General features: G+C 45.3%; 21 protein-coding genes. 4 read left to right on the top strand and 17 right to left on the bottom strand.

Annotated elements, in window-relative coordinates:
• Positions 1–765 (bottom strand): flagellar motor protein PomA, encoded by a 765-nt coding sequence (gene pomA, locus OCV52_RS12340; protein ID WP_137408259.1) that lies wholly within the window; start codon positions 763–765, stop codon positions 1–3.
• Between the two features lie 297 nt (positions 766–1062).
• Between pomA and xseB the strand changes: the two genes are divergently transcribed.
• From xseB to dxs, 3 genes are read left to right on the top strand one after another with little or no spacing between them, the layout of a single operon-like run.
• Positions 1063–1305, top strand: coding sequence for an exodeoxyribonuclease VII small subunit (gene xseB / locus OCV52_RS12345; RefSeq protein ID WP_004734405.1), 243 nt, complete (start codon positions 1063–1065; stop codon positions 1303–1305).
• A 20-nt stretch (positions 1306–1325) separates the two neighbouring features.
• The gene (gene ispA / locus OCV52_RS12350; protein WP_004741514.1) at positions 1326–2210 is read left to right on the top strand and encodes a (2E,6E)-farnesyl diphosphate synthase; all 885 of its coding nucleotides are present in this window, start codon (positions 1326–1328) and stop codon (positions 2208–2210) included.
• Between the two features lie 21 nt (positions 2211–2231).
• The gene (dxs, locus tag OCV52_RS12355) at positions 2232–4115 is read left to right on the top strand and encodes a 1-deoxy-D-xylulose-5-phosphate synthase (protein ID WP_137408260.1); all 1884 of its coding nucleotides are present in this window, start codon (positions 2232–2234) and stop codon (positions 4113–4115) included.
• A gap of 117 nt (positions 4116–4232) precedes the next feature.
• On the opposite strand, the gene OCV52_RS12360 is transcribed toward dxs, so the two are convergent.
• From OCV52_RS12360 to OCV52_RS12430, 15 genes are all read right to left on the bottom strand, one after another.
• Complete coding sequence (locus tag OCV52_RS12360) at positions 4233–4592, bottom strand: putative quinol monooxygenase (protein WP_137408261.1); 360 nt, start codon at positions 4590–4592, stop codon at positions 4233–4235.
• Positions 4593–4616: 24 nt separating this feature from the next.
• Positions 4617–5123, bottom strand: coding sequence for a phosphatidylglycerophosphatase A (pgpA, locus tag OCV52_RS12365; RefSeq protein ID WP_102426136.1), 507 nt, complete (start codon positions 5121–5123; stop codon positions 4617–4619).
• On the bottom strand, positions 5123–6097 hold the full coding sequence (thiL, locus tag OCV52_RS12370) for a thiamine-phosphate kinase (protein WP_137408262.1): 975 nt from the start codon (positions 6095–6097) through the stop codon (positions 5123–5125). Before thiL ends, pgpA begins: the two co-directional genes overlap by 1 nt.
• Before the next feature lie 78 nt (positions 6098–6175).
• Complete coding sequence (nusB, locus tag OCV52_RS12375) at positions 6176–6643, bottom strand: transcription antitermination factor NusB (RefSeq protein WP_004734399.1); 468 nt, start codon at positions 6641–6643, stop codon at positions 6176–6178.
• Complete coding sequence (gene ribH, locus OCV52_RS12380) at positions 6643–7113, bottom strand: 6,7-dimethyl-8-ribityllumazine synthase (protein WP_004741508.1); 471 nt, start codon at positions 7111–7113, stop codon at positions 6643–6645. Before ribH ends, nusB begins: the two co-directional genes overlap by 1 nt.
• A 279-nt stretch (positions 7114–7392) precedes the next feature.
• On the bottom strand, positions 7393–8502 hold the full coding sequence (ribBA, locus tag OCV52_RS12385) for a bifunctional 3,4-dihydroxy-2-butanone-4-phosphate synthase/GTP cyclohydrolase II (RefSeq protein ID WP_137408263.1): 1110 nt from the start codon (positions 8500–8502) through the stop codon (positions 7393–7395).
• A gap of 108 nt (positions 8503–8610) precedes the next feature.
• A complete protein-coding gene (locus OCV52_RS12390; protein ID WP_008218644.1) occupies positions 8611–9267 on the bottom strand; it encodes a riboflavin synthase in 657 nt (218 codons plus the stop codon).
• 46 nt (positions 9268–9313) lie between these two features.
• Positions 9314–10387 carry a bifunctional diaminohydroxyphosphoribosylaminopyrimidine deaminase/5-amino-6-(5-phosphoribosylamino)uracil reductase RibD gene (gene ribD / locus OCV52_RS12395; RefSeq protein ID WP_137408264.1) on the bottom strand — a complete coding sequence of 358 codons (1074 nt, stop codon included), beginning with the start codon at positions 10385–10387 and terminating at the stop codon, positions 9314–9316.
• 40 nt (positions 10388–10427) lie between these two features.
• Positions 10428–10877 (bottom strand): transcriptional regulator NrdR, encoded by a 450-nt coding sequence (nrdR, locus tag OCV52_RS12400; RefSeq protein ID WP_008218648.1) that lies wholly within the window; start codon positions 10875–10877, stop codon positions 10428–10430.
• 156 nt (positions 10878–11033) lie between these two features.
• Positions 11034–12284: a glutamate-5-semialdehyde dehydrogenase gene (locus OCV52_RS12405; RefSeq protein WP_137408265.1), complete on the bottom strand. Its 1251-nt coding sequence runs from the start codon at positions 12282–12284 to the stop codon at positions 11034–11036.
• Positions 12285–12392: 108 nt separating this feature from the next.
• Positions 12393–13577, bottom strand: a complete 1185-nt coding sequence (gene proB, locus OCV52_RS12410) for a glutamate 5-kinase (RefSeq protein ID WP_171367898.1) — start codon at positions 13575–13577, stop codon at positions 12393–12395.
• Between the two features lie 76 nt (positions 13578–13653).
• Positions 13654–14043: a sigma factor-binding protein Crl gene (gene crl / locus OCV52_RS12415; protein ID WP_008218654.1), complete on the bottom strand. Its 390-nt coding sequence runs from the start codon at positions 14041–14043 to the stop codon at positions 13654–13656.
• 144 nt (positions 14044–14187) lie between these two features.
• Positions 14188–15441: an esterase FrsA gene (frsA, locus tag OCV52_RS12420; protein WP_137408266.1), complete on the bottom strand. Its 1254-nt coding sequence runs from the start codon at positions 15439–15441 to the stop codon at positions 14188–14190.
• 89 nt (positions 15442–15530) lie between these two features.
• Entirely contained in the window at positions 15531–15995 is a 465-nt protein-coding gene (locus OCV52_RS12425; RefSeq protein ID WP_004741499.1) for a xanthine phosphoribosyltransferase, read from the bottom strand.
• Positions 15996–16078: 83 nt separating this feature from the next.
• Entirely contained in the window at positions 16079–17368 is a 1290-nt protein-coding gene (locus tag OCV52_RS12430) for an NCS2 family permease (RefSeq protein ID WP_008218658.1), read from the bottom strand.
• A gap of 1063 nt (positions 17369–18431) precedes the next feature.
• Between OCV52_RS12430 and OCV52_RS12435 the strand changes: the two genes are divergently transcribed.
• The gene (locus tag OCV52_RS12435; protein ID WP_137408267.1) at positions 18432–19904 is read left to right on the top strand and encodes an aminoacyl-histidine dipeptidase; all 1473 of its coding nucleotides are present in this window, start codon (positions 18432–18434) and stop codon (positions 19902–19904) included.
• Positions 19905–20027: 123 nt separating this feature from the next.
• On the opposite strand, the gene OCV52_RS12440 is transcribed toward OCV52_RS12435, so the two are convergent.
• On the bottom strand, positions 20028–20567 hold the full coding sequence (locus OCV52_RS12440; RefSeq protein ID WP_137408268.1) for a DUF3332 family protein: 540 nt from the start codon (positions 20565–20567) through the stop codon (positions 20028–20030).
• Positions 20568–20733 lie beyond the last annotated feature (166 nt).

The following is a 20733-nucleotide window of genomic DNA, read 5'->3' on the forward strand; positions in this document are numbered from 1 at the left end:
TTACGCAGGTTCACCATCAATCGTACGCTTACCTTCATTCAGGTAGCTCTTCAGGTAACCATCAATAACTCGTGGGTTTTGACCATCTTGGATAGCCAGCACACCGTCCATCACCAAACGACGGTTCAGTGTCTCTTGGTCACGACGCAGCGCTAGTTTGTCTGCGATTGGGAAAAACACCATGTTCGATAGAATTGCGCCATACAGCGTAGTTAAGAGTGCAACGGCCATCGCAGGGCCGATCGCTTTAGGGTCATCCATGTTCGAAAGCATGGCAACCAAACCGACCAAGGTACCGATCATACCCATCGCAGGAGAAACATCACCAAAGGCAGAGAACACCTTCGCGCCCTGCTCGTGACGTTCTGTCGTTAGCGCAATGTCTTTTTGCAATGCAGCTCGCACTACATCACCATCATGGCCATCAACCAACAGGTCGATGCCCTTTTGCATAAAGCTGTTGCTGATTTCCATCTCTTCCAGAGCTAAGAAACCACCTTTACGTGCTGCGTCTGCCATTTCAACAATCTTAGCGATAAGATCTTCAGGCTCATCGACTTTAAACATAAATGCTTTGCCGGCAATTTTAGCCGCACCAAAGAACTGTCCCATGGTGAACTTCATTAGAACAACAAACGTTGAACCACCAATCACGATCAAAATGGATGTCGTGTCATAGAACATCCCGAGGCTTCCACCTAGGATCATTGCCATGATTACAAAGGCAAATCCACCAATCAAACCTATTAGGGTTGCTAAATCCACTGAGCACTCCTCATGCTTTTTTGTAGCTCTATGTCGACGATAATCCTTTTATCGGCAAGACTATAAGATCTTTTAGTAAATTCTTGGCCTAAGTATCACACTTTTGCTTTTTGTATCACAACTATTACCCGCTTCCCCGTTCTCGAACAGCCATAAACTCGAGAAAGGTAGGGTTATTAAAGGAAAGTGACTTCAAGCCTCTTAAAAACGAACTTTCTAGCAAAATTTATTGGTTACATTTGACCATCTGAACGCCCTAGGGTAACGTTCGTTCATCTTTCCAAACGCAGATTTATTATGGCTACTAAGAAACCTGAAAATATGAGCTTTGAAGCGGCAATCGAAGAGCTCGATGGCTTGGTTGATCAACTAGAAAACGGTGATCTAGCTTTAGATGATGCGCTGAAAAAATTCGAACGAGGTATCTCCCTCGCTCGTGCAGGTCAAAGTAAACTAAACGATGCAGAACAACGTGTTAGCATCCTACTGCAAAATGACGAAAATGCAGAACTGAGTGACTTTAACCCACAACCAGAATAACGAATTGTATGAGATCCCCTATGATCGAGACTTTATTGTCTTATCAAGCACGTAATAACGAGCAACTGAACCTTTGGCTTGACCGCCTGCCACACCAAAATCAGAATCTGATCAACGCAATGCGTTATGGGTTACTTTTAGGCGGCAAACGCGCGCGTCCATTTCTTGTCTATATTACAGGGGAAATGCTCGGTTGCACCGCGGAAGAACTCGATACTCCAGCTTCTGCAGTCGAATGTATTCATGCCTACTCTCTGATTCATGATGACCTTCCAGCAATGGACGACGATGAGCTGCGTCGTGGCCACCAGACTTGTCACATCAAATTCGATGAAGCCACGGCTATTTTAACGGGCGATGCACTACAAACTCTCGCATTTACTATACTTGCAGAAGGCACATTAAGTGCTGATGGTGAAAGCAACCGCGTTCGAATGATTCAACGCCTAGCTGAAGCCTCTGGAGCTCAAGGTATGTGTATCGGTCAGGCACTCGATATCGAAGCTGAAAACCGCGCAGTGACGCTTGAAGAGCTGGAAGAAGTTCACCGTAATAAAACCGGTGCTCTTATGAAGAGTGCAATCCGTTTAGGTGCGCTAGCTGCAGGTGAAAAAGCGTTCGAGGTGCTGCCTCAATTAGATAAGTACGCAGATGCCATCGGATTAGCCTTCCAAGTTCAAGACGATATCTTGGATATCATTGGCGACACCGAAACTTTGGGTAAACCACAGGGCTCTGACCAAGATTTAAACAAAAGCACCTACCCTTCTTTGCTAGGTTTAGAGGGCGCTCAAGAAAAAGCGCAATCTCTGCTGCAGGAAGCGCTTCAAGCTTTGGCCGCGATCCCATACAATACCCAGTTACTCGAAGAGTTCGCCCGATACGTCATCGAGCGCAAGAACTAAGACAATAAGCGCGCATTACCTATGACTCTTGATATATCAAAGTACCCAACTCTTGCTTTGGCTGATAAGCCAGAGGATTTGCGTCTTCTCCCAAAAGAGACGCTAACACAGCTTTGTGATGAATTACGCACCTATCTTCTTAACTCAGTGAGCCAATCAAGTGGTCACTTAGCGTCAGGCTTAGGTACGGTAGAGCTCACTGTTGCTCTACACTATGTGTACAACACGCCTTTTGACCAATTGGTTTGGGATGTTGGTCACCAAGCATACCCGCACAAAATTCTTACCGGTCGCCGTGACCGCTTGTCGACGATCCGCCAAAAAGACGGACTGCACCCATTCCCATGGCGTGAAGAGAGCGAGTACGACACCCTTTCTGTTGGTCACTCATCAACATCGATCAGTGCTGCACTCGGTATGGCGATAAGTGCCAAGAAAGAAGGCAAAAACCGCAAAGTTGTGAGTGTGATTGGTGACGGTGCGATTACTGCTGGTATGGCATTTGAAGCCATGAACCACGCAGGCGATGTTCACAATGACATGCTGGTTATCCTAAACGATAACGAGATGTCAATTTCTGAAAACGTAGGTGCGCTTAACAACCACCTAGCTCAAGTTCTTTCTGGCAGTCTTTACACGTCTATTCGTGAGGGCGGCAAGAAAGTGCTATCTGGTGTTCCGCCGATTAAAGAGCTAGTTCGTCGTACAGAAGAACACCTAAAAGGCATGGTTGTCCCTGGCACCATGTTTGAAGAGCTAGGCTTTAATTACATTGGCCCAGTAGACGGCCACGATGTAAACGAGCTGATTAAAACGCTTAAGAACATGAGAGACCTAAAAGGTCCTCAGTTCCTGCACATCATGACCAAGAAAGGCAAAGGCTACGAGCCAGCGGAGAAAGATCCAATTGGTTACCATGCTGTACCTAAATTCAACCCAGCCAAATTAAGCCTATCAAAAAGTACTAGCTCTAAGCCAACGTTCTCAAAGGTTTTTGGTGATTTCCTATGTGATATGGCAGCGCAAGATCCTAAGCTAATGGCGATCACGCCAGCAATGCGTGAAGGTTCTGGCATGGTGCGTTTCTCTAAAGAATACCCAGATCAATACTTCGATGTAGCGATTGCTGAGCAGCACGCCGTGACGCTAGCAACGGGTATGGCGATTGCGGGTGACAAGCCGATTGTGGCTATCTACTCGACATTCCTACAACGTGGCTACGATCAACTGATCCACGATGTGGCTATCATGGATCTACCGGTCATGTTCGCGATTGACCGTGCAGGTCTTGTGGGTGCCGATGGTCAAACACACCAAGGTGCGTTCGACTTAAGCTTCATGCGTTGTATTCCAAACATGGTGATCATGGCACCAAGCGACGAAAACGAATGTCGCCAAATGCTATACACTGGCCACCAGCACAATGGACCAAGTGCAGTTCGTTACCCTCGTGGTAATGGCATGGGCACAGAAATCCAAAGTGAGTTTACTACACTTGAGATTGGTAAAGGCCGTATCGTTCGTGAAAGCTCAAAAGCAAAGGATGGCGCTAAGGTTGCTATCCTAAGCTTTGGTACTTTCCTAGAAAATGCACTTCAAGCTGCTGATGTAATGGATGCCACCGTTGCAGACATGCGCTTTGTTAAGCCGCTAGATGAAGCTCTAATCAAACAACTTGTCGCTGACCACGATGTACTGGTGACTATCGAAGAAAATGCGATTGCCGGTGGTGCAGGTGCAGGTGTAATTGAGTTCTTGATGCAAGAGAAACTGCTAATGCCTGTACTGAACCTTGGTCTACCAGACAAGTTCATTGCTCAAGGCACTCAAGGTGAGCTGCATGAAGAGCTAGGCTTAGACGCGAAAGGTATTGAGAAGTCTATCTCTGAGTACCTTGCTAAATAGCTTTAAGTAGCAAACTACATAAGCAACAAAACAAAAAAAGGTTGGCCCTAGGGTCAACCTTTTTAGTATCCACTAACTCATTAGCTAGCCACTGTTTAAATCAGTTGCTACAGCAAATTAGCAGCACGGCTTAAGAACAGGTGCATCGTAGTTCTCTGGCTCGTCAGAGTAAATAGCAACATTGAAGTTCTCAACTAAACCTGTTTCATCAACACACTGCTCTTGGAAGAACTGTTGAATTTCACGACGTTGACAGTGCGCTTCAAACGCTTCGTTATCCGCCCAGATTTCGTTGAAAGCGATCGGGAAGCTCTGACCTTCCGCAAACGGGCTCTGAATGTGACGAGTTACTGTGTATTGAATACAACCGTCTTCACGCAGAGTGTTTGGCTCTAGTGCTTTTAAAACCTCAAACAGCTCGTTCAGTTTACCTTCTTTCGGCTGAAATTGAGCAATACAGTAAACCTTATTAGACATTGTAATTCCTTGTTTTATCTTTATTTAAACTAACCAACCTGCAAAATGGGCCACAGCATACAGTGAAATCGCCGCCATAATACCTGCCACAATATCATCAATCATGATGCCTAAACCGCCATGAACTCGAGCATCTAACCAACCAATCGGCCACGGTTTTACCATGTCAAAGAAGCGGAATAGAACAAAGCCCGTCAACAACCATTTCCAATCATCGGCAGGAATGCTCAACATTGGCACTAGGCTCATGGTGATCCAAAAGCCTGCAAACTCATCCCATACGATAGAGCCATGATCATGTACGCCCATATCATCAGAGGTCACTTGGCAGATCTTGATACCAATAATACAGCTTATCACGACCACCGCGACATAAGCCGGGAACGGCAATTGAACCAATAATAGGTACAGAGGAATCGAGGCGAGTGTACCCATGGTTCCAGGAATAATAGGCGATAAGCCACTGCCAAAACCCGTTGCTAGAAAGTGCCAAGGGTTTTTAAGAGAGATTGCAGATAGTGGGTTTGTCATCAATTAACCTTAAAGTGATCGTAACCGGTTAAGCTCCAGCTCAGCGGTTCACCATTATTGTGTAGTTCAAAGTATTCTACAGGTCTTATTTGACCAATACAGGTGACTTTTGTTCCAGTGTGTGACAAAGCACTTTCAAGAGAGCCTTTGTTTTCTTCAGGGACGGTAAAGCAAAGCTCATACTCTTCCCCACTGGTCAGCGCATACTGCTGCGCCGACGCGATATCAGGGGCAAACTGACGTAATTCAGGTGAGATAGGTAAAGTACTCACATCAATACTTGCCCCCACCTGTGAGCGCTTAAGAATGTGTTTGAGATCTGCAATAACACCATCTGAGATATCAATAGCCGACGAAGCAAGATTCACAAGCGCTTGACCCGCTAACACTCGTGGAGAACTGATGTAGTGTCTCTCTTCAAGCTCCCTCGCATACGGCTTAGCTTGGTTTTCATCAGGGTCTAATAGAACCTCTAGGCCAGCCTTGCTATCACCTAAATTGCCTGTCACGTAAATCCAATCCCCGACTTTCGCGCCATCTCTACGTAGGGCTTTCCCTTCTGGCACAAAGCCTTGTACCGTCAATGTTAGGCTCAGCGGCCCCTTTGTAGTGTCACCACCAATTAACTGAATACCAAAGTAGTCTGCAAGTTTGAAAAAAGAGTCGCAGAACGGCGCTAGCCAAGCTTCATCTACTTCAGGCATGGTTAAGGCAAAAGAGACCCACGCCGGCGTTGCACCCATCGCAGCCAGATCACTGATGTTTGAAGCCAATGCTTTGTGTGCGACCCAAGCTGGGTTTGCTTCTGCTAAGAAGTGAGTACCCGCCACTAAGGTATCGGTGCTGATCGCGATCTCAACATTACTTGGCGCTTTAACCAAAGCGCAATCATCACCAGCGGCGAGGTGCACGTCTTTACGTTGAGGCTGTCGGTTTACGAAATATTTATCGATTAGGTTGAATTCACCAGACATCACATGCCCTATCTTTGGAATTTACTAACAAAAAAGGCCAGCATGAAAGCTGACCTTTAGATTCAATATACGTAGAGATTACTTCTTACGTACGTGTGGCGCTGCTTTATCAAGCACACCATTCACAAACTTATGGCTGTCTTCTGCTGCGAATACTTTCGCAAGCTCGATAGCTTCGTTGATAACCACTTTGTATGGTACATCTTCGCGACGAGTCATCTCGTACATAGCTAAACGTAGAAGCGCTAGTTCCATCAGATCCAGATCTTGCATCGGGCGAGATACGAATGGACGAAGCTTGCTATCAAGTTCCATGTGACTAAGAGCAACACCAGTTAGTAGGTCGCGGAAGTATGCAACGTCTGTTTCTGGCATAGCAAGTGCAGGTTCTGCAGCATGATGTTCTTCTTCATCATACTTACCACCAGATAAGAACTGTTCTTCAACGGTAGCAATATTTTCTTTAGTAATTTGCCAAGAATAAATTGCTTGTAGAGCAAATTGACGTGCGTTACGACGTGCGGCTGGTTTCACACTGGCCCCCATTAGGAATCGATTTCAGAAAGAACGTTGATCATCTCAAGTGCGCTTAGTGCAGCTTCTGCACCTTTATTACCAGCCTTGGTTCCTGCGCGTTCAATAGCTTGATCGATCGTATCAACAGTTAGTACGCCGAATGCTACTGGAAGAGAATATTCCAGAGACACTTGCGCCAAACCTTTATTACATTCACTACAAACATAGTCAAAATGAGGCGTACCGCCACGAATTACTGTACCAAGAGATACAATCGCGTCGAACTTACCTGTTTTTGCAACGCGTTGCGCTACAAGTGGAAGTTCTACTGCACCAGGACAACGAACAACAGTGATGTTGTCTTCGCTTACTTGTCCGTGACGTTTTAAAGTATCGATTGCACCAGAAAGTAAACTTTCGTTAATAAAACTGTTGAAACGAGCAATAACGATAGCAATTTTTGCATTTGGCGCTGGGAAGCCACCCTCGATCACTTTCATAAGCCTTCCTTTAACTATTTTCATCAAGTGAGAATCGCCGGATTCTAGCATAAAACTGTGAGCAATATCTAATGCTAATTTAGAAGAGCAGACACCGGAGATGTAAAGATGATAGCCAAGCCTCGCTCCCAACTATTTAGGAGCAACAGGTCGCTAAGCGCCAACGCTTGACACGACAAAAGTCAGGCTCAGCGGCTGGGCTCTTTTTGTCCGATTTCGAACCAAAAGAGCCGCTCAAATCATCATAAATTATGTTGCTATAAACTAGTATGTAAGTGGTTACTCACAAACGTATTCAACAACGTTAAGACCAAAACCACCAAGAGCATGGTAACGCTTGGTGCTTGAAGACAATAGGCGCATATCATGAACACCTAGGTCTTGTAGAATTTGAGAACCGACACCAACGCGACGAGAAGTGCCTTGCTTCTTAGCCATGGTTGGTTGCTCGTTCTTATCTTGAGCTTCGAATGTCTTCACTTTGTGAATCAAAGAATCAGACGACTCTTCGTTGCCCAGAATAACCAACACACCACCTTCGTCGCCAATGCGCTTCATCGCCTTATCTAGTGACCAGCTACGCTCAGTACCACGATCAGAATGAAGCAGATCGGTGAAGGTATCATGCAGGTGAACACGAACCAGTGGCGCTTCGCCCGTTAAGTCACCTTTTTGCATTGCGTAATGGATTTGATTATCGATAGTGTCACGGTAAGTCACAAGCTCAAAGTCACCGAACTCAGTCGGTAGGTGACACTGTGCAACCCGCTCAATCGTGGTTTCTGTATTGTTACGGTATTCGATCAAGTCAGCAATCGTGCCTAGCTTGATGTCGTGCTTTTCAGCGAACACTTCAAGATCAGGGCGACGAGCCATGGTGCCGTCATAATTTAGGATCTCAACGATAACCGATGCAGGCTCACAACCCGCTAGGCGTGCTAAATCACAGCCCGCTTCAGTGTGACCAGCACGAGTTAGAACACCACCCTCTTGTGCTGTTAGCGGGAAGATGTGGCCAGGCTGAACAAGGTCAGCCGCTTTTGCATCTTTCGCAACGGCCGCTTGAACCGTCACCGCACGGTCAGACGCAGAAATCCCCGTAGTTACACCTTCAGCTGCTTCAATCGAAACGGTAAAGTTAGTGGTGTACTGTGCGTTGTTGTCTTGAACCATAGGGGCTAGACCCATGCGGCTTGAACGCTCTTTAGTCAAGGTTAGGCAGATTAAGCCACGGCCGTACATCGCCATGAAGTTAATCGCTTCTGGCGTCACATGTTCTGCTGCCATGATCAGATCGCCTTCATTCTCGCGATCTTCATCATCCATCAGGATAACCATTTTTCCTAGGCGAATGTCTTCAATAATTTCTTGAGGAGTACTAATTGGCATTGTTCTATATCCTTTGAAATGGTTCTGCTTCCTAGAACCGACACTATTTAAACCTGATGATATTGCTTCGCTCTACAAAGTGACGCTCAGCGCACTTCATATCAACGATTAGGCAAAACCATTCTGTTGTAAGAATTCCATCGTCAATCGAGATTCAGGTTCAGACTCTTGTTGCTGACCTTGCAGTAGCCGCTCCATGTAGCGCGCTAACACATCCACTTCTAGATTCACTTTACGACCAACATGGAATTGATCGATGGTGGTTTCTGAAGAGGTATGAGGAACAATCGTCAGCTTAAATGCATTCTTACGTAAATCATTCACAGTAAGACTAATGCCATCGACAGTAATCGAGCCTTTTTGAGCAACGTACTTTGATATTTCAGCGGGCATTTCGACCCAGAATTCAATAGCACGGCCTACTTGATTGCGTTCAACAATCTCACCCACGCCATCCACGTGACCCGATACGATATGACCACCGAAACGTGTCGTTGGTAGCATCGCTTTCTCTAGGTTCACTTTGTCACCCGCTTGGTAATCAACAAAGCCCGTTTTTTTCAGGGTCTCAAGTGACAAATCTGCACTGTAGCTGTGGTCATTGAATTCGACGACCGTCAAACACACACCGTTGGTTGCGATGCTATCGCCTAACTGAACGTCGGCCATATCAAGCTTACCCACGTTAACCGTTACGGTAATGTCTTCTCCGCGGGGAGTGATTGCACTCAATGTACCTACGGCTTCTACAATTCCTGTAAACATTTTAAAACTCTTTTTGTTGTCAACGACATGTATGTAGTTGGAGTGACTATTTCGAGATTGGTTTAGCCACGATGCGAATATCCACACCAACCTGTCGAACATCTTTAATTTCTAGGTCAATAACATCAGACATCGAAGTGAGCCCTAACGCGCCCATCAAACCTCTTCCGTCACTGCCCATAAGTTTAGGAGCTAAATAGAGGATTAGCTCATCCACCAGCTGTGCTTCAATCAAGCTTTTTGCCAATGTTGCACCCGCTTCGACCCAAATATGGTCGATATGATTGGCAGGTAATTGGCACATCAGCTCGTGCAAATCCAGCTGACCTGTCTCAGTGGTGCCGATCTCAACGTCCGCAGACGCCTCTGCGACTCTTAATACGGGTGTTGGCGATTGGTATAACTTGAGCTCAGGGCGCAGTTGGTTTTGACGATCAAGAATCACACGAACAGGCTGACGCACGTCAGCTTCAGCGTAATGAGCTTGTGTACTACTTGGTAATTCAGCCCAGCGAACATTCAGTGAAGCGTTATCATCAATCACCGTTTGGCTGGTTGATAATACTGCGCCCGCCTTTGCTCGATAATTTTGAACATCACGACGCGCTGCTGGCGATGTGATCCATTGGCTCTGACCATTTGCTAGTGCCGTTTGCCCATCGAGGCTAGCTGCCATCTTAAGCTGAACAAAAGGCATGCCTGTTTGCATACGCTTAATAAATGCTGGGTTCAAGTCTAAAGCATCTTGCTCCAGTAAACCGATTTCAACCTCAATGCCTGCATCACGCAGCATTTTGATGCCACGTCCAGCGACTTTCGGGTTTGGATCCTGCATCGCGCAAATGACTTTAGCCACTTGAGCTTTAATCAAGCCCTCGGCACACGGTGGTGTACGACCATAATGAGAACAAGGCTCTAGTGTGACATAAACCGTCGCACCTTTTGCCTTATCACCCGCCATTCGCATGGCATGTACTTCAGCGTGAGGTTCACCCGCTTTGGCGTGAAAGCCTTCACCAACAATTTGTCCATCGGTTTGTACAATCACACAACCGACATTTGGGTTTGGCGCAGTGGTGTAAATGCCGCGTTTCGCTAAATGTATAGCACGCGACATCATTTGAAAATCTAGGGGAGAAAAGTTAGACATGACTGAGGGATTAATCCTCTAATTTAGCGATTTCTTCGCCAAACTCTCGAATGTCTTCAAAGCTGCGGTAAACAGAGGCAAAACGGATGTACGCGACTTTGTCTAATTCTTTTAATTGGCTCATGACTAGGTTGCCAATCATTTCGCTTGGAACTTCACGCTCACCTGTTGCACGGAGTTGTGACTTAATATTACTGATAGCAAGTTCGATCGCATCAGCACTCACAGGGCGTTTTTCCAGAGCACGTTGCACGCCACCGACCATCTTATCTTCATTAAACGGTTCGCGGTTTCCATTAGACTTAATGACTTTCGGCATCACGAGTTCTGCCGATTCGAACGTAGTGAAACGCTCGCTACATGCAAGGCATTGACGGCGACGACGAACCTGATGGCCATCAGCAACCAGTCTTGAATCGATTACTTTAGTGTCGTTCTCTGAACAAAAAGGACAATGCATATCACCTCCAAATAATTGATTGTCAGTGTAACGGAATTGCCAAACGTTAGGAAAGAAAAAGGGCCAATTAAGGCCCTTTTGTGTGCTGATTCATTGATTATTGCTACGCGATAGCAATTTTTAAAATGAGCTGCAGAGTAAAGCTAACGAGAAACGTTAACCGCGAACAAGATAATTCGCTTTGCCCACCCACTTGTAGCTGGTCAGCTCTTCTAAGCCCATAGGACCACGAGCGTGCAGTTTCTGAGTAGAGACTGCTACTTCTGCGCCTAGACCAAACTGTGCGCCATCAGTAAAGCGAGTTGATGCATTCACATACACTGCTGCAGAGCCTACCGAGTTAATGAAACGCTCAGAGCTTTCTAAACTATTAGTCATGATCGCATCTGAATGGCTCGCGTTATGTACGCGCATGTGGTCAATCGCTTCTGCAACATCCGCAACCACTTTTACGCCTAGTGTGTAGCTTAGCCATTCGGTGTCAAAGTCACCCTCACCTGCATCACGCACGTCAGCGAAATCAGCAAGAAGCGCCTTCGCACTTGAGTCTGCCACTAATGTTACTTTATCCGCTAGGCGAGTTTTAAGCTTACCAAGAAACTCCTCAGCAACCGCTTCATGAACAAGCAAGGTATCTAGTGAGTTACATGCTGATGGGCGTTGTACTTTCGAGTTTTCAACCACATCGACAGACTTCTCAAGATCCGCGCTTTCATCAACGAAAATATGGCTAATACCGAAACCACCGATGATTACCGGGATAGTGCTGTTCTCTTTACACATCTTGTGCAGACCAGCGCCACCGCGAGGGATGATCATATCTACGTAGTCATCTAGCTTAAGTAGTTGAGAAACAAGCTCACGATCTGGCTTTTCAATGTACTGAACAGAAGCTGCAGGAAGCTCTGCTTTCTCTAGTGCAGACTGGATAACTTTTACCAGTTCCATGTTCGAGAAGAAGGTCTCTTTACCACCACGCAAGATGCTTGCGTTACCCGTTTTCAGACACAGTGCCGCAATATCAATCGTTACGTTCGGGCGTGCTTCATAGATAACACCAACCACACCAAGCGGTACGCGACGACGAGACAATGACATACCGTTTTCCAGTACTTTGCTGTCGATTTCGCTGCCCACAGGATCGTTCAGGCTAATCACGTTACGAACGTCGTTAGCGATGCCAGTTAAGCGTTCTTCATTCATAAGTAGACGGTCAAGCAGTGCTTCCGTTAGACCCGCTTCGCGGCCCAGTTCGATGTCTTTCGCGTTCGCTTCTAAGATAGCGGCTGCATTTGCTTCTAACTCATCAGCGATGATCGCCAATGCCTTGTTCTTTTGCGCCGTTGATGCGGTCGCTAGGTGAAAAGCAGCTTCTTTTGCTGCGATACCCATGTTAGTTAAATCCACGTTTAACTCTCCCTAAATTCTGTCTGTCTTTGGATGAAAAAGGCAATGCGTACTACCAACATCTAGTGCAAAAGCCAGATGCGCCGTTCATCGCCTTGTCATCTCGAACTACTCTTGGATAACGACAAGGTCGTCACGGTGAATGACTTCTGACCCGTAATCGTAACCAAGAATGTCGCCAATATCTTTACTGTGCTTGCCTGCTATTTTTGCTAGGTCTTGGCTTGAGTAGCTAGCGATACCACGCGCGACTACTTTGCCTTTGCTGTCTGTAACTTGGGTGACTTCACCACGAGAGAACTCGCCTTTAACTCGAACCACCCCTTTTGCCAACAAGCTACTGCCTTTGGTGTTAACGGCATTCACCGCACCATCGTCAACCACGATGTCACCAGCAGAAGCTGGGCCAGCTAAAATCCAACGCTTACGGTTTTCAAGCGCCTCGGCTAACGGCAAGAAACGTGTGCCTTGAGGATTGTCACTCAAAGAGTCAAAAACCACATTTTCAGCACTGCCTGCTGCAATGATAACTTCAATACCAGCACGACGAGCGATGTCCGCCGCCTGCAGTTTTGTCGCCATACCACCGGTACCTAAAGTCGTGCCGCTGCCACCTGCAATCTTACGCAGCGTGTCATCAATGGTTTTTACCTCTTTGATGAGCTCTGCATTTGGATCTTTGCGAGGGTCTGCAGTAAATAGACCTTTTTGGTCTGTCAGTAGCAAAAGCTTATCAGCGCCACATAAAATACCAACCAGTGCCGACAAGTTATCGTTGTCGCCCACTTTGATTTCGTTGGTCGCGACCGCATCGTTTTCATTCACGACAGGAATAATATCGTGTTCAACGAGTGCGTTGATCGTGTCACGAGCATTAAGAAAACGCTCACGGTCATCGAGATCAGCACGAGTCAGTAGCATCTGGCCAATCTTAAGGCCATAGATAGCGAATAAAGACTCCCAAACTTGAATCAACTGACTTTGCCCAACTGCAGCAAGCAACTGTTTGCTCGCCATTGAGTTGGGAAGTGCGGGGTAACCAAGGTGCTCACGTCCTGCTGCAATTGCGCCAGACGAAACCATAACCACAGAGTGGCCTTGTTTTTTTAATTCAGCACATTGACGAACCAGCTCAACCATATGAGCACGGTCTAATGCCAATGTTCCACCAGTTAAGACACTGGTACCCAGTTTAACAACGACAGTTTTACGCTGCGCTGTTGTCCCGCTTTGATGATTTGTTGTCATGAAGTCTTTTATGGATAAAACAAATAAGAGGTGATGTTTTAGCAATCAACAGGGGAATTCACAAGCAGAAAAGGTGCGAAATCGCACCTTTTTACTTTATATAGAAGAGTAACCTTTAAAATCAGACGAATTCGACAGACTCTTCGTCCAATTGGATGCTGATTTCAAACTTACTTTGAAGTTCATCAACCAGTTTTTGGTGGAAGGCTTCTTGAGTTCTAGTGACCTCAGCAACCGCCTTTTTAGGCAGAGGTAATGAATCCCACTTGCCTTCAATGTTGTATTTACCAATGTTGTACTTCGCCGAATACCCCTCTTCCGACTTGTCCAACTCCATCCACCAGCCCCAGAACTCACGCTCTTCTGGTGATTTTTTATCGTTCACACACACTGATAAGCAATCAAAAATATAGTGACCTTCTTCTGATTGCGGCTCCCTCAAGTATGGCCCAATGGCCTTTAATACGTTTAACAAGCGATAATGCGTTGGTTCTTGTGTCACTTCTGACATATTGAATCTCCATTTTCAATGTTAAGAATGACGTTACTCAGACTGCAATACGTTGAAAATATGCAGTTGGATTTTATAAATTTTCTCTGAGTATCAGGTACTTAATCTGTACACTTTTCATGCTTAACTAATTTAGGAGAAATGTCATCTAAATAATTCATCCTCAAGCCACTTTATCGCTAATTCGAGGGATTGCTCATAACCTTGTGTAATTGATTTCGATTTGATTTTCTTTGCCTTGCCGTAATCACTGTAAATAGCAACCAGTTGATTATCCATTGGCGGTGACACAGGATCACCTTCTAAGGCTAACGCTAAGATAGGAACGCTGGTTTTGCTGTTCGACAACAAGCCTTGCACCTTCAAAGACCACGCCATCAACTGACCAGAAAGACTATTGATATCAACAGCACCTTTACCTAAACGAGAAGCCAGTACATCTAAATGCATCTTCGGCATCTGCTTTAGTTTATCGGCATGCACAAAAATATCGTGAATTGGCGCACCAAGAGAGATACACGCTTTGATCTTCTGTTGCTCGATAAACGACAGCCTCACCATCGCATTGCCGCCAAAACGGAAACCAAACAAGCCCACTTTATGATGATCAACCCATGGGATATTTGGCAGCTCGTTCAATACCGCTTGGTGCAGGCACGAAGAATCTTCGGTTAACGGCCAATGAGAGCTGTGACCTATCGATGGCATATCGACAGTAAGCATCGCAATGTTCTTTGGCGCCAGGTAATCCCTAAACAAACGCCACATGTCCGTTTGCAAGCTATCCAAACCTGCACTCACGATCACAACTGGTTGCGGTTTGTCGGTTTTCGCTAGGTGTAGGTTGGCTTTGATTTTCTTGTTTTGATACGGCACCTCAATCTGCTTAACAATCAGCTTGGTATGCTTAATTGCTTCAGAATAGGCTGCATTTGCTAATACTTGGGCCTGAGCCGCCAAGTTGTCATTCTTTAGGTGCGGGTAACCTGCAATGCTGAAACATAAAGACGCCGAGAACAGCTCTTCAGCCACCTCTTCACCGCTTTTGTCGTTGGAACGGTTCTGATGCAACATGCCCAACTTGGTCCACTCATAGGCCCAGTTACCACTGCGGTATCCCATCACGGTATCTAGCCACTCATCGGTAGTACGAGAGTTGTCTGACGACGCGATTCGAGCCAGTACGGCTTCTTGCTCAATAGGGTTCACGCCTTGCCATACCCACTGAAGACGTCTTAGGTTTCGGTACCATGATGAGTTTTGCTGTTCACGCTTCTCATCCAATAACGCTTCAGAGCTTGGCATGTATTGTGTCAGCATTGAGGTCTCTTTTGCTTGCTTGTGTTTTACAAACAAGGTTTCCGAAAGGTTCGAGCTCGTTTCTTCTGATTCAGACATTGGGACACTTAATAAGAAATGATTTTGACTAATAATATAAAAAAAAATGACCCTATAAAGGGTCATTTCTCAAAAAACTAAGTTTACGCTTATTTTGACTTGCGATTTACTGGCTCAACGTAGCTTAGGCTAGTATCCCAAGGTTGCTCAATCCATGTGTCTTGAGCGATATCAACAATGTACTCGTCTAGTAGGTGAGCGCCAGAAGGCTTAGCACATACAGCGATCAGTTTTGCTTTAGGGTACATTTCGCGAAGCTTACGTGCAGTGTCACCACTATCAACAAGATCTTCAACGATTAGGAAACCTTCGCCGTCACCTTCAGGTGCTTTAACGACAGTCATATCACGTTGGTGATCGTGGTCGTAGCTAGAAATACAAATCGTATCTACGTGACGAATACCCAGTTCACGAGCCAAGATTGCACCAGGAACCAAACCACCACGGCTTACAGCCCAGATACCTTTCCACTGCTCTGCTGGCATTTGCTTTTCTGCTAGTTGACGGCAGTAAGTCTGCATGTTGTCCCAAGTGATAACGAATTTGTTGCTCATAGTATAAAACCTAATAATTTTTCATGTTATTAGAGGCTATGCCAAACATAGCCTCTTCAGCGTTTAAGCAGAAATCTAGACGATTAAGCGAAAATGTATTTAAGAATAAAGATTACCGACATGATCCACACAGCAGGTGAAACGTCGCGACCTTTACCACTTAGCAGCTTAATTGCAGCGTAAGCGATGAAACCTAGTGAGATACCCTCAGCAATAGAGTACGTCAGCGGCATAAGTAGACATGTTACCACGACTGGTGCTGCTTCCGTAAGATCACGCCAATCAATGCCAACTAGGCCTGACATCATCAGAATTGCTACATAGAAAAGCGCGCCTGATGTTGCGTACGCCGGAATCATACCTGCAAGTGGTGAGAAGAAAAGAGCAAGAAGGAAAAGTACGCCCACGACAACAGCCGTTAGACCAGTACGACCACCTTCAGCAACACCTGAAACACTCTCTACATATGAAGTCGTGTTCGATGTACCTAGAAGAGCACCGATAGACGTTGCTGTTGAATCAGCAAGCAGTGCTTTGTTCAGGCGAGGTAGTTTGCCATCTTCTTTGATTAGGTTCGCTTTTGTAGCAACACCCACTAGCGTACCCGCTGTATCGAATAAGTCGACGAATAGGAAAGCAAATACAACAGAGATCATACCGATTTCAAATACTGCAGAGAAATCAAGCTGCATGAAAGTCGGAGCAAGGCTTGGTGGTGTAGACATGATACCGCCGTACTGAACGTCACCAATGATAATGCCAAGAGCGGTAATAGCTAGAATTGCAATCATTACTGCGCCTTTCACACCGCGGTGTACAAGGGCAATAGTAAGGAAGAAACCAAGAGCACCAAGGATAGGAGCAATAGCAGTAATGTCGCCAAGTGATACTTTAGTTGCAGGGTTAGAAACCACGATGCCAGCATTGCTAAGTGCGATAAACGCTAGGAAAAGACCGATACCCGCAGAGATACCTACACGCAAAGACATAGGAATCGAGTTGATAATCCATTCACGGATCTTAAAGATGCTCAAGAAAATGAAGATCACACCCGAAACAAACACTGCCGCTAGAGCAACTTGCCACGTGTAACCCATACCCATCACAACCGCGTAGGTAAAGAAGGCATTCAGGCCCATACCTGGAGCTTGAGCAATTGGGTAGTTAGCAACAAAGCCCATGATGAAACAGCCAATAGCAGCCGCTAAACAGGTTGCTACAAATACAGCGCCGTGGTCCATACCAGCATCAGCTAGGATCATTGGGTTTACAAAAATGATGTAAGCCATTGTTAGGAAGGTTGTTAGACCCGCGATGATTTCAGTGCGCACATTGGTGCCGTTTTCACTGAGTTTGAATAGCTTTTCGAACATTATCGAATCCTATAAGGGTAAAAAGTAAACGGTTGCGTAATCGATTGGCTTTGGATTATAAAGTTATCAAATAACAAATTCCAGATAGAATTAAGGCTCTAAATAATATTTATCAGAATGACGTATGAAACCAAGCGATTAAAAATCACATCTAAAAAGAAAAATACACATTAAAAACAATAGACTAAAAACAATTTAATGGTCGTATTTATTTGATTACTTTTTCAACCATCAGTTATTTTCATTAAGAATCTGGCGCTAAATTTGCCAATTCAAACCCACAAGAGTTGTCCGATTTTCAACAGGATTGGTAATAAGGCTCAAATTGACATTTTGCTGTTTAAAAAAACAACCGAGCATAGTCGTAGATAGATGATGAATCAAAGCTGAGGATAAAAGTAGCAGGCAAAAAAAACGCCACTCAAAACTGAGTGGCGGTAGAATCTGTCAACCAAAAGGGTTGTAAGAGAATTCCAATATATAGGGGTGAACAAAACTGTTCGAGTTACATGCTTATGGTATTAGTAACCAAAGCTTGTAGGGTATGCAAAGTTGCTAGTGTAAACAGAGTTGTTAAGCCAGAACATTGCAGATGGTAAACCTTTCATAACTATCACCTTAATAAATCAATAAAAAACGAATTTGATTTCTCGGTTCCTTGGAGGCGATAAACGGACTCATCCTTTGAGCATTTACTCTTCACTTCAGAAGTTGGTTACAAATATACCTTAAAGAAAAAAGATTACAAGCACTCTTTGCTTCAGGTCACACTTTTGACCAGTTCGGGTTATTTTGCAAACTTAATTTCGTAATAAAACTACAAATCAGACTTAAACAAACGTTTGCTTGCATCTTTTATAAGCATCAGAGCACTTATACAAGATCAAATGAACAAGATGGCGTTCAAAATTTGAAGCATTTCAGGTTTAGAAGCGCTACTCGTCAAAACACTCTAATGGTATGCTGTCGGCATCAAAACAGACCTATATTTTAGGTTTTTGCTCTATGTTTATACCCATAGAAAGCCTAAATATATGGTTATCAAATAAAAAAGGAGTCATCCGTGTCTGAATTCCATTCTGAGATCAGTAAATTATCCCCTGCCCCTATTTGGCAGCTCTTCGATAAGATTTGCTCAATCCCACACCCTTCTAAGCATGAAGAAGAGCTTGCTCAATACATTATTGCTTGGGCAACAGAACAAGGGCTAGATGTACGCCGTGATCCAACGGGCAACGTATTCATCAAAAAGCCTGCGACGCCGGGCATGGAGAACAAAAAAGGTGTTGTGCTACAAGCTCACATCGATATGGTTCCACAAAAGAACGAAGATACGGTTCATGACTTCACTAAAGACCCAATCCAACCGTACATCGACGGTGAGTGGGTTACTGCAAAAGGCACAACGCTTGGCGCAGATAACGGCATGGGTATGGCATCATGCTTAGCGGTTCTTGCATCAAACGAAATCAAGCACGGCCCAATCGAAGTTCTACTAACTGTAGACGAAGAAGCAGGTATGACGGGTGCATTCGGTCTTGAAGCGGGTTGGTTAGAAGGCGACATCCTTCTTAACACCGATTCAGAGCAAGAAGGCGAAGTGTACATGGGTTGTGCTGGCGGTATCGACGGCGCAATGACATTTGACGTTGCTCGTACTGCAATCCCAGCAGATTTCGTGACTCGCAAACTTACGCTTAAAGGTCTAAAAGGCGGCCACTCAGGTTGTGACATCCACACTGGTCGTGCGAACGCGAATAAACTACTTGCTCGCTTCCTGGCTGGTCACGCAAAAGAGCTAGACCTACGCATCGTAGAATTCAAAGGTGGTAGCCTACGTAACGCGATTCCTCGTGAAGGTTTCGTTACTGTTGCTGTTCCAGCGGCAAACCAAGAAAAACTGGCTTCGCTATACAACTACTACACAGAGCTACTTTCAACAGAGCTAGGTAAAGTAGAAGACAGCATCGTGACTTTCAACGAAGAAGCTTCAGTTGAAATGGGCGCACTTGCAGCTGCTGACCAAGATCGCTTCATCGCAGCACTTAACGCGGCGCCAAACGGTGTGATTCGTATGAGTGATGAGATTGAAGGTGTTGTTGAGACATCTCTAAACGTAGGTGTTATCACGACAGAAGAGAACTCAATCACTGTACTTTGCCTAATCCGCTCTCTGATCGACTCTGGCCGTAGCCAAGTTGAAAGCATGCTTCACTCTGTAGCAGAGCTTGCGGGTGCGAGCATCGAGTTCTCTGGCGCTTACCCAGGTTGGAAGCCAGACGCAGATTCAGAAATCATGCACATCTTCCGCGACATGTACGAAGGCATCTACGGCCACAAGCCAAACATCATGGTTATCCATGCTGGCCTTGAGTGTGGTCTATTCAAAGAACCTTACCCGAACATGGACATGGTTTCTTTCGGCCCTACTATCAAGTTCCCTCACTCTCCAGATGAGAAAGTGAAGATTGATACGGTTGAGCTATTCTGGAACCAAATGGTTGCGCTACTAGAAGCAATCCCAGAAAAAGCTTAATTCGATAAGCTACGTTTGTTCAATAAATGGTGTTTACAGTAAACACCATTTATTCAGACAAAATAAAACAGGTACTCAATGAGTACCTGTTTTTGTATCTAATCTTTGCAACCAGCTAAGACATTAAGCGCGTGACGCTGCGTAGCTCTCTAGCTCATCAATTGACGTTTGTGCAACGACTTCACCATCGATAAAGTACGTTAGTATCTCGCCATCACGAACACCGATTAGTGTCGCTCGCTCACCAGATTGGTAAGTGATATCCATTTGGATAGTGTTTTCATCAATCTGCTGCATCTGACCTTTTTCGATCATATTTACATTAGTGATTGGACCTACAGGCGCTTCCGTTAGAGACGGAACTAGCTGATGGTTGATATCAATGTAAGTATCCACCTTAGTATCAAAGATATGCGGCGCACCCGTTAGTGGGTTGCTACCAGTCCAGAACTCTAGTGAGTTGAATACTAGGTAATCCGCTGCAACCGTTAGACCGTATGCCGGTGCCAACAGTAAGTTTAAGCCGCCACGTGCGTAACGGTTATCAACGGCTTTAAGGTTGAACTTCATTAGGTAACCGGTTACTGCGTTGCTACCAACACAGCCAGATAAAGCAACAGATACCACTGCAAGTGCTACAACTTTTGAAATTGTTTTTTTCATTTTCATCTCGATATTTGAAATTGGCCGCCATAAAATGGCGATGGATAATAGCAAGTGCCAAAAATACAATTATCAGAGTTAAATCAATAAATTGCCAGAAAACCTTACAAATAAAAAGAGTATTCCAAAGGGGGCGCCATCCATGGAATACCGTTCCCGATACACC

The sequence above is a fragment of the Vibrio chagasii genome (assembly GCF_024347355.1).
Classification (GTDB): domain Bacteria; phylum Pseudomonadota; class Gammaproteobacteria; order Enterobacterales; family Vibrionaceae; genus Vibrio; species Vibrio chagasii.

Excerpts from the sequence above, each read along its gene's own strand:
- thiL (WP_137408262.1), bottom strand. The coding sequence starts at position 6,097 with ATGTCTGGTGAATTCAACCTAATCGATAAATATTTCGTAAACCGACAG.
- xseB (WP_004734405.1), top strand. The coding sequence starts at position 1,063 with ATGGCTACTAAGAAACCTGAAAATATGAGCTTTGAAGCGGCAATCGAA.
- nrdR (WP_008218648.1), bottom strand. The coding sequence starts at position 10,877 with ATGCATTGTCCTTTTTGTTCAGAGAACGACACTAAAGTAATCGATTCA.
- ribD (WP_137408264.1), bottom strand. The coding sequence starts at position 10,387 with ATGATGTCGCGTGCTATACATTTAGCGAAACGCGGCATTTACACCACT.
- OCV52_RS12440 (WP_137408268.1), bottom strand. The coding sequence starts at position 20,567 with ATGAAAAAAACAATTTCAAAAGTTGTAGCACTTGCAGTGGTATCTGTT.
- ribH (WP_004741508.1), bottom strand. The coding sequence starts at position 7,113 with ATGAAAGTGATCGAGGGTGGCTTCCCAGCGCCAAATGCAAAAATTGCT.
- crl (WP_008218654.1), bottom strand. The coding sequence starts at position 14,043 with ATGTCAGAAGTGACACAAGAACCAACGCATTATCGCTTGTTAAACGTA.
- ribBA (WP_137408263.1), bottom strand. The coding sequence starts at position 8,502 with ATGCCAATTAGTACTCCTCAAGAAATTATTGAAGACATTCGCCTAGGA.
- dxs (WP_137408260.1), top strand. The coding sequence starts at position 2,232 with ATGACTCTTGATATATCAAAGTACCCAACTCTTGCTTTGGCTGATAAG.
- OCV52_RS12360 (WP_137408261.1), bottom strand. The coding sequence starts at position 4,592 with ATGTCTAATAAGGTTTACTGTATTGCTCAATTTCAGCCGAAAGAAGGT.
- OCV52_RS12390 (WP_008218644.1), bottom strand. The coding sequence starts at position 9,267 with ATGTTTACAGGAATTGTAGAAGCCGTAGGTACATTGAGTGCAATCACT.
- frsA (WP_137408266.1), bottom strand. The coding sequence starts at position 15,441 with ATGTCTGAATCAGAAGAAACGAGCTCGAACCTTTCGGAAACCTTGTTT.
- ispA (WP_004741514.1), top strand. The coding sequence starts at position 1,326 with ATGATCGAGACTTTATTGTCTTATCAAGCACGTAATAACGAGCAACTG.
- OCV52_RS12425 (WP_004741499.1), bottom strand. The coding sequence starts at position 15,995 with ATGAGCAACAAATTCGTTATCACTTGGGACAACATGCAGACTTACTGC.
- nusB (WP_004734399.1), bottom strand. The coding sequence starts at position 6,643 with ATGGGGGCCAGTGTGAAACCAGCCGCACGTCGTAACGCACGTCAATTT.
- pgpA (WP_102426136.1), bottom strand. The coding sequence starts at position 5,123 with ATGACAAACCCACTATCTGCAATCTCTCTTAAAAACCCTTGGCACTTT.
- OCV52_RS12430 (WP_008218658.1), bottom strand. The coding sequence starts at position 17,368 with ATGTTCGAAAAGCTATTCAAACTCAGTGAAAACGGCACCAATGTGCGC.